The sequence below is a fragment of the Stenotrophomonas sp. FSL W7-1447 genome, from assembly GCF_037966425.1.
Classification (GTDB): Bacteria; Pseudomonadota; Gammaproteobacteria; order Xanthomonadales; family Xanthomonadaceae; genus Stenotrophomonas; species Stenotrophomonas pavanii.
The window spans coordinates 3663742-3680265 of record NZ_CP150199.1; the positions used below are offsets into that span (position 1 = coordinate 3663742).

Sequence of the window (16524 nt, forward strand, 5' to 3'; positions counted from 1 at the left end):
GCTTCCCGGCACGCCCCACCTTGAAGAGGATAGTCCATTGCTGGTGCAGCCAGAGAGCGCACTATGACGAGCCTTCGCCCCAACCTCCCCGGTTGCCTACGGAACCGCATCGCTCCCGACACCGGAGGGACGCCTCAATCTAAACAAGCGAGCGAAGGGACTGAAGATCTGATGCAAGAAGGAATCGTGACCGCCACCGGTCACACCCAGAGGTGCGCCGCACGAAGAGGGCACATACCAAGTACCAAACCACTGGTCAAACACCGAGAACACTGTGGCGAAATTGCTACCCACCCCTTCCCCGGTGCGCACGTGATGCCATCTATGCATCGCGGGCGACACGAATAAGCGACCCAAGGCGCCATAGGTCCATGGCAGGTTCGCGTGAATGAACAAGCCATAGTAATGACGCAGGAGCGCGTTCATAAAGATGACCCACAGCGGGAAACCGAAGAGCAGAAGCGCTCCCATATCGATGAATACCGTTGTCAAACGGTTGATGGGATGAAAACGGTAGAGAGAGAACCAAGTCATCCTTCGATCACTGTGGTGCATCTCGTGAAACAGCCATAGCCACTTACAGTGCTCGAGCCTGTGTCGGAAGTAGCCGATTGCATCCCCAACAAAGAGCACCACTAGGAGCAGCAGCCACTTTGGAAATTCAGCCCACATCGCGTCCAGTGCCCCGGTCCAGGTCCATGCGACTGAACGTTGCATCAACACCATAGCCATCCCCAGAAGCGGCGCAACCAGCAGCGCGTCTAGCAGAAAAGAAAAGACGTTGACATGGCACCCGGCAGGCAGTAAACGGCGCACAACGCCCACAAGATCGTTGCGATTGACGATCGCGGCCAATAGCAGGAATGCTCCTATCTCCGGAAGGAGCCCGGATATAGCGCTCTGGAACTGTGCGGCAACGTCGAAGTTCAACCCCGGACCGATCATTCGACAGCCCTCCCCTGTTGTGACACTACTCGGAAGCCACCTTGAGTCGAGGACATCGGAATCTGCGCGGCCAACGACATCAATTCCCAGCAGCGATTGCCCCCCCCCTAACGGCTCCCCTACAAAGCAAGAGCCCCGCAGTGCGGGGCTCTTGTTGTCTCAGTCAGCGCGGCAACCGATTACGGCGCCGGAGCGGCGGCGGCACCACACTGGCCCGGACGATACTTCGCGTCGAGGCTGGTGGAGCAGGACCACAGGCCGCTGTTGGCATCGCGGGTCCACGTAATGTTCTTGGTGTTGAACTTGGTAGCGTTGCCGTTCTTAGTGGTGCAGGCAATGGTCGTGGCAGTCACGGCCACATTGCAGTAGGAGGTGCTGGCAGCAACGCCGATGAAGCCCGCATCGGTTGCGGTGGTCGACGGAGTCTTGCCTTCGTTGGTCGCCTGTTCGAAGCCGACCTTGCCGGGGGTAATCTCAGCCAGGGCGGAAGCCGCCTGCGAACGAACGACGTAGTCCTGATAGGCCGGGATCGCAATCGCAGCCAAAATGGCGATGATCGCAACGACGATCATCAGTTCGATAAGGGTGAAGCCCTTCTGGTTCTTCATTTGGTACATCCCCAAGATGGTGGTGGTTGATGTCAGCGGACAGGTTCGACCCGGCCCATGGCCGGTTGAGCGGGCCCTGGCCCCTGCGGGTGGTTCAACGCAGGTTGCGTGCCAACCCCGGCACGCCTCCCCCTGGATTTCCCCGCACCAATGATGGCAGCAATTTCGCGGATGGGAACCCCCCGTGCTCCAATCTGCGATGGAGGCGGCAATGTGACGCAGTGCGTCACCTTTGGTCAGCGACCGGCACGAAATCGCACAGCCCACCATTCTCCCGCTGCCCAGACGGCCCTGAACCGGCTACCATCTTGAGCTAGACACCCGCCTGGGGATGGCGGGTCTTGGGGAGCCGATATGTCTGTCAGTGGCAGTGCAATGAAGAAGGAACCCGTGGCGCGCAGCACCACGGAACTGCAGCCGTTTGTATGGGAGGGGACCGACAAGCGGGGTGTGAAGATGAAAGGCGAGCAGATGGCAAAGAACGCCAATCTGTTGCGCGCAGAATTGAGACGCCAGGGCATCACACCCAAAGCGGTGAAGGCGAAGCCAAAGCCTATTTTCGGCAGCACAGGCAGCAGGATTACGCCGAAGGACATTGCCTTCTTCAGTCGCCAGATGGCAACCATGATGAAGTCGGGCGTGCCTATCGTCTCTTCACTCGAGATCATTGGCGAAGGGCACAAGAACCTCCGGATGAAGAGGATGATCGGAACGATCCGCGCCGATATCGAGGGCGGCTCATCCTTATATGAGGCGATCAGCAGACATCCAGTGCAGTTCGACGAACTGTATCGCAACCTGGTCCGCGCGGGCGAAGGCGCTGGCGTATTGGAGACCGTGCTTGACACGGTGGCCAACTACAAGGAGAACATCGAAACACTCAAGGGCAAGATCAAGAAGGCGCTGTTCTATCCGATCATGGTCATGGCAGTCGCCATCCTGGTCAGTGGCATCCTACTTGTCTGGGTGGTCCCTCAATTCGAAGATGTCTTCAAAGGCTTCGGAGCCGAATTGCCCGCTTTCACCCAGCTGATTGTTGGCGTTTCTCGCTTCTTGGTGTCTTGGTGGTGGCTGATCCTGTTCACTTTTGTGGGGGCGATAATTGGCTTCATCGCAGCCTACAAGCGCTCTCCGAAGCTGCAACACACGATGGACCGATTGATCCTGAGGGTGCCAGTGATCGGCCAGATCATGCACAACAGCTCAATTGCCCGCTTTGCACGTACCACTGCAGTGACCTTCAAGGCCGGCGTGCCCTTGGTGGAGGCGTTGGGCATTGTCGCCGGCGCGACCGGCAACAAGGTCTACGAAGAGTCCGTACTGCGGATGCGTGACGACGTGTCGGTCGGCTACCCCGTGAACATGGCCATGAAGCAGCTGAACCTATTTCCTCATATGGTCATCCAGATGACCGGCATCGGCGAGGAGGCCGGTGCTCTGGACGCGATGCTGTTCAAGGTCGCCGAGTACTATGAGCAAGAAGTCAACAATGCCGTGGACGCATTGAGCAGTCTGCTTGAACCTTTCATCATGGTCATCATTGGCGGAATCGTCGGCAGCATCGTGATCGGCATGTACCTGCCGATCTTCAAGCTCGCAGGAGCGGTAGGATAATCAATGGCATTTCTCGACCAGCATCCCGGCCTCGGCTACCCCGCCGCGGCCGCCCTGGGGCTGCTGCTGGGCAGTTTCCTCAACGTCGTCATCCTGCGCCTGCCCAAGCGGCTGGAGTGGCAGTGGAAGCGCGATGCGCGCGAGGTCCTGGAAGAACCGGACTTCTACGAGCCCCCACCACCGGGGATCGTGGTCGAGCCCTCGCACTGCCCGCACTGCAAGCACAAGCTGAGCTGGTACGAGAACATCCCGCTGTTCAGCTGGATCATCCAGGGGGGCAAGTGCCGCCACTGCAAGGCGCCGATCTCGCTGCAATACCCGCTGGTCGAGGCCCTGACCTCGGTGCTGGTACTGGCCTGCGTCTGGCGGTTCGGCTTCGGCTGGCAGGGCTTCGGCGCCATCGTGCTGACCTGCTTCCTGATCGCCTTGTCCGGCATCGACCTGCGCACCCAGCTGCTGCCCGACCAGTTGACCCTGCCACTGATGTGGCTGGGCCTGATAGGCAACATCGACAACCTGTACATGCCGGCCAAGCCTGCCTTGGTCGGCGCGGCAGTGGGCTATCTGTCGCTGTGGATGGTCTGGTGGCTGTTCAAGCAGTTGACCGGCAAGGAAGGCATGGGCCACGGCGATTTCAAGCTGCTGGCCGCCCTCGGCGCTTGGTGCGGGCTGAAGGGCATCCTGCCGATCATCCTGCTGTCGTCGGTGCTGGGCGCCATCATCGGTTCGATCTGGCTGTACACCCGGGGCCGTGACCGCGCCACGCCGATCCCGTTCGGCCCCTATCTGGCCATCGCGGGCTGGCTGTACTTCATGTGGGGCGCACCCGTGGTGGAGCAGTACCTGGTGATGAGCGGACTGCGCTGAGGGGAATCCCCATGAGCCGCTATGTGGTTGGCCTGACCGGCGGCATTGCCGCCGGCAAGAGCGAGGTGACCCGGCGCTTCGAGGCGCTCGGCATCGTGGTGGCCGACGCCGACCTTGCCGCCCGAGCAGTGGTCGCTGCCGGCAGCCCCGCTCTGGGCCGCATCGCCGAGCGCTTCGGCGCCGGCATGCTGTTGGCGGACGGCAGCCTGGACCGGGCGCGCCTGCGGGCCCATGTCTTCACCGACCCGACCGAACGGGCCGCGCTGGAAGCGATCACCCACCCGGCCATCCGCCTGCTGATGCAACAGCAGTGCGCGCAGGCCATCAGTGCCTATGCGATTGCCGCCATCCCGCTGCTGACCGAGGTCGGTGGGCGGCAGGCCTACCCGTGGTTGGACCGGGTATTGCTCGTGGATGCGCCCGAAGCGGTGCAGCACGCGCGGCTGATGCAGCGCGACGGCATCGACGCCGCGCTGGCCGACAAGATGATCGCCGCCCAGGCCAGCCGCACGCAGCGGTTGGCACTGGCCGATGATGTGGTGGTCAACGATGACCACCCCGAGGACCTGCAGGCGCAGGTGGAAGCGCTGCATGAGCGGTATCTGGGGTTGGCTGGGGGTTGAGCGGTCCGCATTGCGCGGAACCGTTTTCACGCACAACTTGGATCTCCTGAGATATTTCACCCACTCATCTGGATCGGCCCGGGCGACCCTTTTTCCGTCTACGCCTTTCCGCAGATCCTTTTCCATGCCAAACCACAACGGAAGCAAAAGTGAACATCACTCCCGCGACAATCCAGGAAAATCCCATCAACTTATTATAAGCCGACTGCCCGAACAAACGAATCAAGGCGCTATAAAGACCGCAGTTGGCCCGGCAAGGACCCGTCCCAATCAGTGCATCGTCCATGACTGCAATGCCATAGACGACCATCAGCACACCCACGAGACATCCGAAAAGACGCACGGCAACCATCCATCTTCCTGTGTGCGCACCAAAGACTCTGCCATGGGCGCGAAGAACCCCAATCTCTTGGGGGATGAATCAAGCTCCTCAGCTCTACGGCTCAAGAATTCCTGATCGCCCTCGCTCGATCAAAGTGAAGTCGTACTCAGCGTCTGCACAGTGCAGTAGACCGAATCCAGGCGCTCGCAACAACGCACCTCGTCCGAGGTACCGCCACTCTTCCGCGGAAAAGCCAACTGCATAAGACTCATCATCGATCACGGCAACCACGATCCCGCGCGTTCCGCCACCAAGATCAACGGTGTCGCCAAGTAACACCTTTTCCCCATGTGGGTAGTTCATAGGAAGCACTCAGGAAAGTCCATGAATGTCGACGAGATCAGAGCGGGCTTCGAGCTCAAGCATGCCTTCGGATAGCGCCATACGGGGCGGCCGATTCGGATCTCCATTGTCGGCCACCAACAGGATCGAGCTAGACATACGGATCGAAATCCAATGAGACTCCACTAGACGCCATCAGTCTGATCACGTCACAAGAAAGATTGAAACCCGGCCACACCCCGCGCTGACTCGATAGGCGTACTCCCACCTCCAGCGCCCACACCTTCGCCTCACCCTCCACCCTCTCAAGGCCACGCTGCAACGCTTCATGAACTCCCCCCTGGATGTCGCCAGCTCTGTACTGCTGGCGCTCGACTCTGGAAAGGATGACTTCTTCACCACTTACAGGAGATTCACCAACGAGAACGACAACCAGCTCAGGTCGCGTCGATGGAGCACTTTCCTCCTCCAATTCCAATTCATCCGCGCCGCCGTCTCCAGTCAACTCGGGATCAAAATTCAATGAGGCAGATATAGATGCCATCTTTTCAAAGGCTGCGGAAGAGAGGTTTAGACACGCCCTCGCCCCCTCGCCAATCCGAACTCGCACATCGATCTCAAGAGACTGATGGGTCGACTCTGTCAGGCTTACCGCACCTCGACAATCAATGACTTTCCTGATCAGACCATCCGCAGCATCCAGCTCACTTCGCGCGACAGATGCACCATCAACCCACAGCTCGTACAACCAGCTACCAAAGCCGTCAATTTCACTTCAGTCTCAGGATTCATCACTTCCACCGATGATTGGTGACTTCCACGAACAGAGCAGCAAATCATACGAACGCCCTATATCTACCAGATCACCATCACTCAGGCCCGCCGCGCACGGTAGTCGGCACCGGGGAAATGGTGCGGCGAACAACGATGACCATGATGTTGCCCTTCAGCTCGGCATTCAACAGGGCGGGCCTGAATCAACACTCAATTAAGAATCCAGCCAGAGACCAGCACCGTCACCGAGTGACCCAAATGCAGACCAACGGAATCAGCACGACGAAATAAGTCGAGAATGACAACCAGAACACCGCAAGAAGCAACCTTCGGCCAGCAGAAGCCACCCTGAACACCCGCTGCCACCCACAAAATGGATACTTCCGCATCAAGTGATCCCGCTCCAGAATCGCAGGCCTCCCAAGTGAGATCCACAGCTCCGGGGAATTTCTTTTTAACTCACAAACAAGAATAAGCCTTGAAGCGATCGCGATTACTAGCATCACGACCGCCAATACACAAAGCAATTCGAATATGGACTCTAAGGGCATCCGCAGCTACTCCATCTGACGCAAGTTGCCAAGAGACTGCTTTGCCCTATGACGTAACTCGCCTTGGCATCCCATCTCCTTTGTCCACCGATTCTCGCTGACGAGACCGCACCAATTTCATAGTTGAATGGGAGAGCCCCCACCGAAGCTCGGCATCCGCCTCATAAGGCCTTGAGAAATACCTTTCGTAGCAGTCTCTCGTTACCCGCTCCTGAGCGTCTGCATTGAGTGAGAAGATCCCACCTAGCATCGGGATCAAGTCAGGAAATCCGAAAGCCGTTGCAGTCCGGCATGGATGCGCAACCCGATCTTTCAATGAGGCGCCCGCGGAGGTCTGTCGCGTCGTTGCGGCTAGCGCGCATCCGGTCGAATCTAAACACAGAACCGCCACAACCACCTCCCTGTGGAAAAAAGCGAAAGAAAGCAACGCTGTAAGAGCGCGCGCAAGTCCAAGCAGCCCTCTGATGGTCTGTACACAGCTTCCTTCAGACTCTACACAGGAGACGCTTCCTGTGAAAGCTGGGTGCCGCATCCAGACGCAGAGCATTGGATTGTGGCAATTGAGCTGCAATCTCCTCCCGCCTCATCGTGGCAAGCGAGTTCATCGCATCTGCGCATCGTCAGGGGTAGCACGACATAACAGCAGTTTGCGCCCCCCAAGCAGCGCGCGAAGCGCGCCGCAAGCGGACTACAAATAGCGTACGCGCGACCCAAGGCAGTTGCGGCAGCAGCTCGCGCATCCACGCATTGCGTGGACCTACTCCAGCTGCAGGCGGGCATAACGGGCCAGTTCCCGGGCGCCAAGCAGCAATCCGTCGACCACATCCGGGCTGAGTCGCTGGTGGGCGCCGCCCTGTTCGCGGGCGGCTTCGGCGGCGTGCAGCACCTGCATGAGTGCATTCAAGCCGGCCAGGGTGCGGCTGAGGCCGGCCATGGTGGCCGCCTGGGCAGGGCTGAGGCCCTCTGCTTCCAATCGCCGCCCGTCGGCTGCGTCGCGGCCATCCATGCGGGCCAACAGCGCGGGCAGCAGGTCCTTCGGATCGTCGAGCAGGGTTTCGATGCGCTCGGCGACGTCGGCCGGCAGCAGGTCAGCGGCTTCGCCGATCAGGGCATGCAGTTGGGGGAACAAGGGGCGTGCGGACATGGTGAATCTCCTCGCAGACGACGAGCCACCTGCGGATGCGAGGTGGCGGACGGTGCGGGTTGGCGTACCGGAGACCCAACAACTCAAGCGCGAGGAAAAAGACTCCAGCGGATTCTGATGAATCCCCACGCACCATCCGCCGAAACAAGGCAGGCGGTGCATTTTCCATGATGAGCCGCAGCCCACCCGGAGCGCTTGAGTTGAAGGTTTTTTTCAGGACGCCAATCCCGGCCAGGGCACCTGCCCCGGCCGCCCCATCTGGCCATCACGTAGCGCTGTGATCTGTAAGGAAATTCTCAAGCCGCCGCTGAGGGCACGAATACGTGCATGCGGACACGCGCGCGGCGTGGCGGCGATCACGGTGATGTCGCGTTGGGCTTCTGGCCCATCACGTCTACGAAGTTAATTCGATGGCACAAGCGACACAGGACGCGACACGAACCCGCTGCAGAACTGAGCCCATGCTCGGCTCCGGGAAGCCACGGCAGCCGAGCGCAGGCTCGGTTCTACAAGTGGAGCCCCCACCAATGTAAGGGCCCTTACAACGGCTTCGGCGAGAACGTCAGCGTGGCGATCACGCCACGCTCGCCACCGGGGCGCACGCTGACCTGCCAGCCATACAGATCGCACAGGCGGCTGACGATCGACAGGCCGATGCCACCGCCCTGCGAATGACCGGCGTGCGTACCGCGATAGCCGCGCTGGAAAAGCTTGGCGGCGTCCTCTTCGCTCAGGCCCGGGCCGCTGTCGGTCACCGACACCGAATTGCTGCCGACAAAGACGCGCACCTCGCCATCCTGCGAGTATTTCACCGCGTTGCCGATCAGGTTGCCGAGCGCCACCGACAACGCCGCCTCCGGCGCATCGATCACCAGGTTGCGCTCGCCTTCCAGTACCAGCTCCAGCGGCTTGCCGCCCAGCTGTGCGCGGTGCGCATCCAGCAGTTGTTCGGCCACGCGGGCGACGTTGCTGGTGCCCTGCCCGCGTTCGTTGCGCGACAGCAGCAGCAGCGCGCCGATCAGGTCACTGCACTGCTGTTCGGCACGCTGGATGCGCTGCAGACGCTGCAGCACCTTCTCATCCAGGCCGGGCCGGGTCAGCAGCAGCTCGGTGGCGCCACGGATCACCGCCAGCGGCGTGCGCAGCTCGTGGCTGACGTCGGCATTGAATTCACGGTCGCGCTGCACCACTTCGGTCAGCCGCGACGAATAGTCATCCAGCGCCTGCGCCAGCTGCCCCACTTCGTCATCGGGGAAACGCGGCGCCAGCGGCTCGGGCTCGCTGGTGCCGCCGCGATAGGCGCGCAACCGCGCGGCCAGGTCCGAGACCGGCTTCATCACCTTCGATGCTGACCACCAGCCCAGCACCAGCGACAGCAGGCTGAACACCAGCACCGACAGCACCAGCGCGCGGTTGAGCTGCTGCCCACCGCGCACGCTGTCGGTCATGTCGTAGGCCAGGAACGCCCAGGCGTCGGGTGTTTTGCGCACGGCCAGCTTGTACGCATAAGGTTGCCCGCGCTCGTCCACGCCAGAGATGTTGTGATTGCCATCGGGCAGCGCGGCCCAATCCGGCTCTTCTTCGCGCAACGCCTCGAACTTGTCAGGCTTGACCAGGCGCGCACGCATCTGCTGCACGGGCAGGTCGGGGTTGCGGTCGGGGCTCTCGTAGAACCGCCGCACGTACTCGTTGATGTTGCGGTTCATCACGTCTTCGACCAGCTGGTTTTCCACACGCATGCGGGCCCAGTTGGTGGCGAACGCGAACAGTGTCGTCAGGCAGAAGCCCAACAACACGAACGAGACGATGATGCGGCTGCGCAGGCGCCGCCGGTACGGCGAACGCCGGCGCTCCCCCTTGGTTGCCACGGAATCAGGCTTCCGGGGTGGCGATGCGGTATCCGATGCCATGGCGGGTCTGGATCAGCGGCACTTCAAACGGCTTGTCGACCACTGCACGCAGGCCGTGGATATGGACGCGCAGCGAATCCGAGTCGGGCAGCTCTTCGCCCCAGACGCGGGTCTCCAGCTCCTGGCGGGTGACCACGGCCGGCGCGGCTTCCATCAGGGCCTGCAGGATCTTCAGCGCGGTCGGGTTGAGCTGCAGCAGCTTGCCCTGGCGACGCACCTCCAGCGTGTCCAGGTTGTATTCCAGGTCGCCGGTTTCCAGCACGCGGGTCTGCACGCCCTTGCCGCGGCGCGACAGCGCGTTCAAGCGCACTTCCACTTCCTGCAGCGCGAACGGCTTGATCAGGTAGTCATCGGCACCGGAATCGAAACCGGCCAGCTTGTTGTCCAGGGAGTCGCGGGCGGTCAGCATCAGTACCGGGGTCTGCTTGCGCGCTTCGTTGCGCAGCTTGCGGCACACTTCGATGCCATCCATGCCCGGCAGGTTCAGGTCCAGCACGATGGCGTCGAACTCGTGGACCACGGCCAGATGCAGGCCGGTCACGCCGTCGGCGGCGAAGTCCACGGTATGACCACGATCCTCAAGGTAGTCGCCAAGGTTGGCGGCGATGTCGCTGTTGTCTTCGATTACGAGAATGCGCACTGGGACCTCTGGTTCTTGAAGGGTCGTCGGGGGGCCAGGCCCACCCGCTCAGGATGCCCCTGTGCGGGTGGACGCGACGTCTACCTGCTGAACGATACAGGTTCCATTCTTAACATTTCGTACCGACGGGGCGACACCGGGCAAGGCCCCTGCGGCGGCGGGTCAGCGGCTGATGCGCTGCTGGTCGGTCAACGCCTGGCGGCTGTCTTCCTGGGCCTTGCGACGCTGGGCCACGGTCAGGCAGACACTGGTCGGCATGTTGCTGCCGGTGAGGCGCTCGCGACGGCAGATCATGCGGCTGTCGGCCTGGGCACGGGTCATGATGGTATTGACGATCTCCTGCTCGTTGAACAGGTCGTTGCGCTCCTGCGCCGCCAGCTCATCCACCTTCTCGCGGCCATTCATCTTGATCCGGATCCGGTTCAGCGCCTGCTGCACGCGACTCTTGTCCTCCAGCCCGATTTCACTGTAGTCCTCGCTGCCCATGGCCGTTTCGACGCGGCGGATCTGCTCGGACACCGGGGTGAAGGAATCCATCTGCACGGTGTCCTTCTGCGCCTTGGCCTGCACGGTGGCCACCAGGCCGAGCGACAGCATCAGGGCGAGCGTAGTGTTGCGGTACATGACGAGCTCCATGTTCGTCCATGAATAGGGTCTCGACTTTACGGTTCCGCCGATGCGTCCACAAGGGACGCACGGCAGGGTGACCGATGGCCGCGCGCGGCCCGCGCGACAGTGCTCAGGGCTTGTAGTTGTTGAAGCGCTGGCCGTCGTTGAGCGCCTTGCGGCTGTCTTCCTCCGCCTTGCGGCGCTGGGCCACGGTCAGGCAGACGCTCTGCGGCATGTTGCTGCCGGTGGTGCGCTCGCGACGGCAGACCATGCGGCTGTCGGCGTGGGCGCGGGTCATGATCGTGTTGATCACTTCCTGGTCGTTGAAGATCTGGGTGCGGTCCTGCGGGCTGACCTGTTCGATGCGTTCGTGGTCGCCCATCTTGATCTTGATGCGGCCCAGCGCCTGCTGCACGCGGCTCTTGTCTTCCAGCCCGATCTCGCTGTAGTCCTCGCTGTTGATGGCCGCCTCAACGCTGCGGATCTGTTCGGCCACCGGTGCATTGGCGTCGAACTTCACCTGTGCCTTCTCGGGCTTGGCGTGGGCGGTGGTGGCCAGTGCCAGGCCCAGCATCAGGGCGACGGGAATCATGCGCTGCATCGTTACCTCCAGGTTCTTCCATGAGTGGAAATCGATCCTGCGCTATCGCCGATGCGCCGTCACGGCACGGTCGGCGAGACCACAGGCCCGTGCGCGCTCAACGCCCGGCGGGCGGTGGGCTGAGCATGTTGTAGCTGCGCTGGTCGTTGATCAGCGCCTTGCCCTTCTCCTCGATCCGGCGCCGTTCGGCCACCGTCAGGCAGCGGCTCCTGGGCATGTCGCTGCCGGTGGTGCGTTCGTACTTGCAGATCTGCCGACTGTCTTCGTGGCCGCGCGCCAACAGGGTGTTGATGCGCTCCTGCTCGTTGAAGACCTCGGCCTGCAGCTGCGGCGGCAGTTCCTGCACGGTCTGGCGCTCGCCCAAGTGCTGGCGGATGCGCGACAGCGACTGCTGCACCTGGCCGCGATCCTCGGCAGACAGTTCGGCATAGTCGGGGGCAGCCAGGGCGGTTTCCACCTGCCGCATCTGTTCGGCGACCGAGCCGTGCCGGTCCATCTGTACAGCGGCTTTCTCCGGCTTGGCGGCAACAGCGCCAGACAGGCCCAGCAGCAACGCGATCGTCATGATGCGGTACATCGCCAACCTCCCGATCCATCCCGGAACGAAGGGCCAACTCTACGACCGTCACGCGGCCTCCACAAGAGACCTTGGGCACGGGGCCGACCGCCATAAAAAAGGCCCAGGCGGTGCACCCGCCTGGGCCTGAAGTCGTATCCCGATACCGATCCTGCTGAGAGGCAGAGCTGCGGTTCGCTGAAGCCTACGCCGGGGTCGATTAAAGCCTCGTTAAAGCCCCGGATCATTTACCCATGAGAATCACAACCCCATGAATAATCAGGGCTTTTTGATCTTCTCTACGTGCTCGATGATCCGCGCGGCCACGTCGACCCCGCAGGCCGCTTCGATGCCCTCCAGCCCGGGCGTGGAGTTGACCTCCAGCACCAGCGGGCCGCGCGCGGAGCGGATCAGGTCCACGCCGCAGACCGACAGGCCCAGTGCCTTGGCCGAGCGCACCGCCACCTGCTGCTCGGCACGGCTGGCCTTGGCCGCCACGGCGGTGCCGCCGGCGTGCAGATTGGAGCGGAAGTCGCCCTCCGGTGCCTGCCGCTGCATCGACGCCACCACCTGGTCGCCGACCACGAAGCAGCGCAGGTCGGCCCCCTTGGCCTCGCCGATGAATTCCTGCATCAGGAAGTTGGCGTACAGACCGCGCAGGGCCTCGACGATGCCGCGCGAGGCACTGGCCTTTTCGGTCAGGATCACGCCGCGCCCTTGGGTGCCTTCATTGAGCTTCACCACATGGGGTGGCGGACCGAGCATGGACAGCAGGTCGACGGTGTCATCAGGGTTGTCGCCGAACACGGTGACCGGCATGTCGATGCCCTTGGCCGCCAGCAGCTGGTGCGCGCGCAGCTTGTCGCGCGAACGCAGGATGGCGTCGGACGGGTTGGGCGTGCGCGCGCCCATCAGTTCGAACTGGCGCAGCACGGCGGTGCCGTAGCGGGTGATGGAGGCACCGATGCGCGGGATGACCATGTCCACGCCGGTCATCGGCCGGCCCTTGTAGTGCATGGAAAAGCCATCGGCGGCGATGCGCATGTAGCAGCGCAACGGATCCAGGATGCGCACAGTGTGGCCCCGCGCGCGTGCCGCCTCGACCAGCCGACGGGTGGAATACAGAGAGCTGTTGCGGGACAGGATGGCGAGCTTCATCGCAGTGGGATCGGTCGGCAGGCGCGCAGCATAGCGCGGGCGTGTGGCGGGCGGATGATGCCCGTCGCCGACGATCACCAACGTTGTGGATGAAGCGTCAGCTGTCCCGTCCAGCGCTGGCCTGGAAGCCGTGGGCCGCTTCGCCCAATGCCGCCACGCAGGCCATCTGCAGGGCGGAATTACTGAACGCCTGCTGGTAGATCTGCTCGATCAGTTGCGCGGCCTTGGGGCCGCCTGCACGCCCGAGCGCGCGCACCGCCTCAAGCTGCTTGTTCGAGCCGACGCCGGCGGAAAGAAAGATTCTGTGGATGCGCTCGACGACGTCGTCCCGGCAGTTCATGGAAGGCAGCTCCTGATCAATATCCGCGCACGCTAGTCGGTCAGTGCCGGCCTGCCCATGGGAAAAGTTTGAAGCGTTACGCGCTACCGCCGCAGCACTTCTAGGAGTTCTACGAAAATGTCGCTTTCGGCTGGAAGCGAGCAAGCGTGCCGATCACCATGGAAGCCCGCCCCAAAACGGAAATTCCGATGTCGAAAATGGAGCAACTCGCACAGAAGCTGCAGCAGTCCGCACACGCGGAACAGGCCCGGGCCATCGCGGTCGAAAAACAGTACCAGGACTGGATCCAGTCGCTGCATGTGCTGTTCGACACCATCGAGCTGTGGCTGCAACCGTTGGTGCAGGCACAGGTGGCCACGCTGCGCCGGGACACGGTCACCATCACCGAGAATCCGTCATCCGGGGAACTGAAAACCTACGCGGCCCCCGCACTGACCCTGAACGTCAATGGCAAGGCCGCCGCGATCAAGCCTCTGGCCCGCTTCTGCTTTGGCTGCCAGGGACGGGTGGATATTCTGGCCCGGGAAAACCAGTGGCACCTGACACGGCACTTGGAGCCGGACGAGGTCTGGTACCTGCACACGCATGATCGCGCCCAGGGACGCGTGCTGGACGCGGACGCGTTGGCCGCGGTGTTCGCGGCGTACTGAGGCAGTCTGGAGGAACCCGCGCGGCGGAATGCGGCGCGGTCATGAAGGATGGAGCGGGCGATGGGAATCGAACCCACGTCAGTAGCTTGGGAAGCTACAGCTCTACCATTGAGCTACGCCCGCAGTGCGCGGTGAAAGTCTATGCGGTTGGGCCAGTGTTGCGCAATGGCACCATGCCGCAAAGGGGGCAGAGCCGTTTCCTGGCGGAAACGGATCCGCCCCCTGGCGCAACAGGTCAGAGCCCTTTCCCTGCGGAAAGGGCTCTGACCCCGGCGGTTGCTGCTTAGAACGTGCCGCTGAAGTTGGCGAACAGGGTGGCGTCCTGCGCGCGCTTCTGGCCGGTCGACGCGCTCAGGCCGAAGTTGCTCTGCAGGCCGAACAGTTCGGTGCGGGCACCCAGCACGACGGTGGCGTAGTTCTTGTCGAACTTCAGGCCCGGCACGCGGTAGCTGCCCAGTTCCGGCAGGGTCTGCAGCCAGGCGCTGGCCTGCTTGGTGTCCTCGAACTCGTGATCGTAGGTCACCTGGGCGTACGGCTTGAGGGTGCCGCCATCGAAGCGGGCCTGCCAGCCGATGCGACCCACGGTCGAATCGACGTTCTGGCGGTCGTAGCCCAGTGCGGTGGCCAGGGTGCCGGCCGCAGCGCTTTCGGTGTAACCGTCGATCTTCACCTTCTGCCAGATCACCGAGGCGATCGGGCCGTGGCGGAAGCCACCTTCGGTGCCGAACTCGTAACCGGCGTTCAGCGCGGCGGTCAGGTTGCTGCCGTCCGGCGAACCACCATGCTCACGGGTGGCCGGGCCCAGCTGGACCTTGCGGTTCACGTCATAGGACAGCCAGGTGTAGCTGACCTGGCCATTCACCCAGATGCGGTCGCCATACCAGCCTGCGAACAGACCGGCGGTGGTGTCCTTCTGGGTGAAGTCGCCACGGCTGTTGCCGAAGTCGGCGTTGAGGCGACCGAAGCCGGCGAAGCCACCGAACACCATGCCGTCGCGGGCCCAGTCGATACCGAACAGGCCGGCCGGGGCCAGGCCGTCGTACAGGTCGGCGTGGTCGTAGCGCTGCAGGTCGCCACGCACGCCACCCCACCAGGACAGGCCGTCGGCCGGACGACCGCCGAGGTGCATGCTGACCTGGTCGGCACGCGAACGACCGATGGTCTGCGCCGAGTGGCTCAGCACCTGCTGCAGGCGCGGGGCTTCCAGCACCGACACCGCGTACTGGCCCAGCAGCTGGTGGCCGGCGGTGGTCGGGTGCACGCCGTCGGCGAACAGGTAGGTGTTGGCCGCATCCGGACTGACGTAGCTGGTCGGGTTGCAGGTCAGGATGCTCTGCGTCGAGTTGGCCGGGTCGATCCTGCAACCGGTGCTGGTGACGTTGGTGAAGCCGTACATGCCCGGGTTGGCGGCGACTTCGCCCAGCACGGTGAAGGTATCGAGCGGGATGAACGCGATGCCGGCCTGCTTCAGGCCGCCGTACAGCGCCTTGTTGTAGCCGGCCGACAGCGCGGTGGCGGCGGCGGCATTCGGACCGCGGAAGGCCGGGGTCAGGCCGACGTTGGGCAGGTTAGGCACCAGCACGTACTCGGCGCCGGCCTGCTTCAGCGCGCCGACCAGGGCGATCTGATCGGTGACGGCGGCGCCGATGATGGCCTGTGCCTGCGCCGGCGCAGCGGCGGCCGCGAACAGGTCATTGGCACCACCCCACACCGTGTACAGGACATTGGCGTCAGCCTTGCCGCCATTGGCAGCCAGATAACGCGCCGCCTGCGACTTCAGCGACGGGATGGTTCCCATCGGGCTTGCCACGTCCACGCCGACGCGGGCACCGCCGACCGCGTAGTTGTCGCCGCTCTGGCCGTTGTCGTTGGCGGCGCCGTTGAGGCCGTAGTAGTTGGCGACCTGCTGCGCCCACACCCAACCGGGGTTGGTGGTGAACTGGCCGGTCACCGGACGCACATCGGCCGGCAGCAGCGGGCGGAAATAGCCGGCATCGGTCAGGCTGTCGCCGAAGAACACGGCCTTGGAATACGGGGATTCGCCTGCCATGGCCGGAAGCGCGGCCAGCGCGATCGCGGCCGCCATCAGGGAGCGGATCGGGCGTTTGCTGAGCAGCATGTAAAAAACTCCTGTGGGGATATCGTTGAGGACCCGGCGGACGTACGCCGGCGCACGGTGAATGGTTTCACTGCGCCGCGTTTTGCTCACGCTGCGCCGCCGCATGGATTGTCGCCCGAGGGCGCTGGACCCCGCTGTGCCGGGGCTGGCG

16 protein-coding genes and 1 tRNA gene are annotated in these 16524 nt (G+C 62.9%); 4 read left to right on the forward strand and 13 right to left on the reverse strand.

Annotation, left to right across the window (positions count from 1 at the left end; all coding sequences use genetic code 11):
- Positions 1 to 96: 96 nt before the first annotated feature.
- Both NSQ78_RS17075 and NSQ78_RS17080 read right to left on the reverse strand, forming a co-directional pair.
- Positions 97 to 930, reverse strand: coding sequence for a sterol desaturase family protein (locus NSQ78_RS17075; protein ID WP_064239075.1), 834 nt, complete (start codon positions 928 to 930; stop codon positions 97 to 99).
- Between the two features lie 194 nt (positions 931 to 1124).
- Positions 1125 to 1553 carry a pilin gene (locus tag NSQ78_RS17080; protein ID WP_149901976.1) on the reverse strand — a complete coding sequence of 143 codons (429 nt, stop codon included), beginning with the start codon at positions 1551 to 1553 and terminating at the stop codon, positions 1125 to 1127.
- Positions 1554 to 1907: 354 nt separating this feature from the next.
- On the opposite strand from NSQ78_RS17080, the gene NSQ78_RS17085 reads away from it, so the two are divergent.
- From NSQ78_RS17085 to coaE, 3 genes are read left to right on the forward strand one after another with little or no spacing between them, the layout of a single operon-like run.
- Positions 1908 to 3167 carry a type II secretion system F family protein gene (locus NSQ78_RS17085; RefSeq protein WP_064239077.1) on the forward strand — a complete coding sequence of 420 codons (1260 nt, stop codon included), beginning with the start codon at positions 1908 to 1910 and terminating at the stop codon, positions 3165 to 3167.
- 3 nt (positions 3168 to 3170) lie between these two features.
- A complete protein-coding gene (locus NSQ78_RS17090; protein ID WP_064239078.1) occupies positions 3171 to 4034 on the forward strand; it encodes an A24 family peptidase in 864 nt (287 codons plus the stop codon).
- 11 nt (positions 4035 to 4045) lie between these two features.
- Positions 4046 to 4657 (forward strand): dephospho-CoA kinase, encoded by a 612-nt coding sequence (gene coaE, locus NSQ78_RS17095; RefSeq protein ID WP_064239079.1) that lies wholly within the window; start codon positions 4046 to 4048, stop codon positions 4655 to 4657.
- A gap of 815 nt (positions 4658 to 5472) precedes the next feature.
- Here the strand turns inward: coaE and NSQ78_RS17100 are convergent.
- The 9 genes from NSQ78_RS17100 to NSQ78_RS17140 all read right to left on the reverse strand — a co-directional run bounded on the left by NSQ78_RS17100 (position 5473) and on the right by NSQ78_RS17140 (position 13604).
- Positions 5473 to 6069, reverse strand: coding sequence for a hypothetical protein (locus NSQ78_RS17100; protein ID WP_149901977.1), 597 nt, complete (start codon positions 6067 to 6069; stop codon positions 5473 to 5475).
- A 1334-nt stretch (positions 6070 to 7403) separates the two neighbouring features.
- The gene (locus NSQ78_RS17105) at positions 7404 to 7790 is read right to left on the reverse strand and encodes a hypothetical protein (protein ID WP_064239081.1); all 387 of its coding nucleotides are present in this window, start codon (positions 7788 to 7790) and stop codon (positions 7404 to 7406) included.
- Positions 7791 to 8329: 539 nt separating this feature from the next.
- A complete protein-coding gene (locus tag NSQ78_RS17110; RefSeq protein ID WP_049466038.1) occupies positions 8330 to 9700 on the reverse strand; it encodes a HAMP domain-containing sensor histidine kinase in 1371 nt (456 codons plus the stop codon).
- Entirely contained in the window at positions 9663 to 10340 is a 678-nt protein-coding gene (locus tag NSQ78_RS17115) for a response regulator transcription factor (RefSeq protein ID WP_005410804.1), read from the reverse strand. Before NSQ78_RS17115 ends, NSQ78_RS17110 begins: the two co-directional genes overlap by 38 nt.
- Before the next feature lie 162 nt (positions 10341 to 10502).
- A complete protein-coding gene (locus NSQ78_RS17120) occupies positions 10503 to 10964 on the reverse strand; it encodes a hypothetical protein (RefSeq protein ID WP_049466036.1) in 462 nt (153 codons plus the stop codon).
- Positions 10965 to 11079: 115 nt separating this feature from the next.
- Positions 11080 to 11550 carry a hypothetical protein gene (locus NSQ78_RS17125; RefSeq protein WP_049466034.1) on the reverse strand — a complete coding sequence of 157 codons (471 nt, stop codon included), beginning with the start codon at positions 11548 to 11550 and terminating at the stop codon, positions 11080 to 11082.
- A 97-nt stretch (positions 11551 to 11647) separates the two neighbouring features.
- Positions 11648 to 12127, reverse strand: coding sequence for a hypothetical protein (locus tag NSQ78_RS17130; protein WP_064239082.1), 480 nt, complete (start codon positions 12125 to 12127; stop codon positions 11648 to 11650).
- A 258-nt stretch (positions 12128 to 12385) separates the two neighbouring features.
- Positions 12386 to 13264: a 30S ribosomal protein S6--L-glutamate ligase gene (rimK, locus tag NSQ78_RS17135; protein WP_064239682.1), complete on the reverse strand. Its 879-nt coding sequence runs from the start codon at positions 13262 to 13264 to the stop codon at positions 12386 to 12388.
- Between the two features lie 97 nt (positions 13265 to 13361).
- Positions 13362 to 13604: a hypothetical protein gene (locus NSQ78_RS17140; RefSeq protein ID WP_049466030.1), complete on the reverse strand. Its 243-nt coding sequence runs from the start codon at positions 13602 to 13604 to the stop codon at positions 13362 to 13364.
- Positions 13605 to 13750: 146 nt separating this feature from the next.
- Between NSQ78_RS17140 and NSQ78_RS17145 the strand changes: the two genes are divergently transcribed.
- Positions 13751 to 14254, forward strand: a complete 504-nt coding sequence (locus NSQ78_RS17145) for a hypothetical protein (RefSeq protein WP_149901979.1) — start codon at positions 13751 to 13753, stop codon at positions 14252 to 14254.
- Positions 14255 to 14303: 49 nt separating this feature from the next.
- On the opposite strand, the gene NSQ78_RS17150 is transcribed toward NSQ78_RS17145, so the two are convergent.
- Positions 14304 to 14377: transfer RNA gene (locus tag NSQ78_RS17150), tRNA-Gly, on the reverse strand.
- Positions 14378 to 14537: 160 nt separating this feature from the next.
- Positions 14538 to 16373, reverse strand: a complete 1836-nt coding sequence (locus NSQ78_RS17155; RefSeq protein WP_064239084.1) for an autotransporter domain-containing esterase — start codon at positions 16371 to 16373, stop codon at positions 14538 to 14540.
- Positions 16374 to 16524 lie beyond the last annotated feature (151 nt).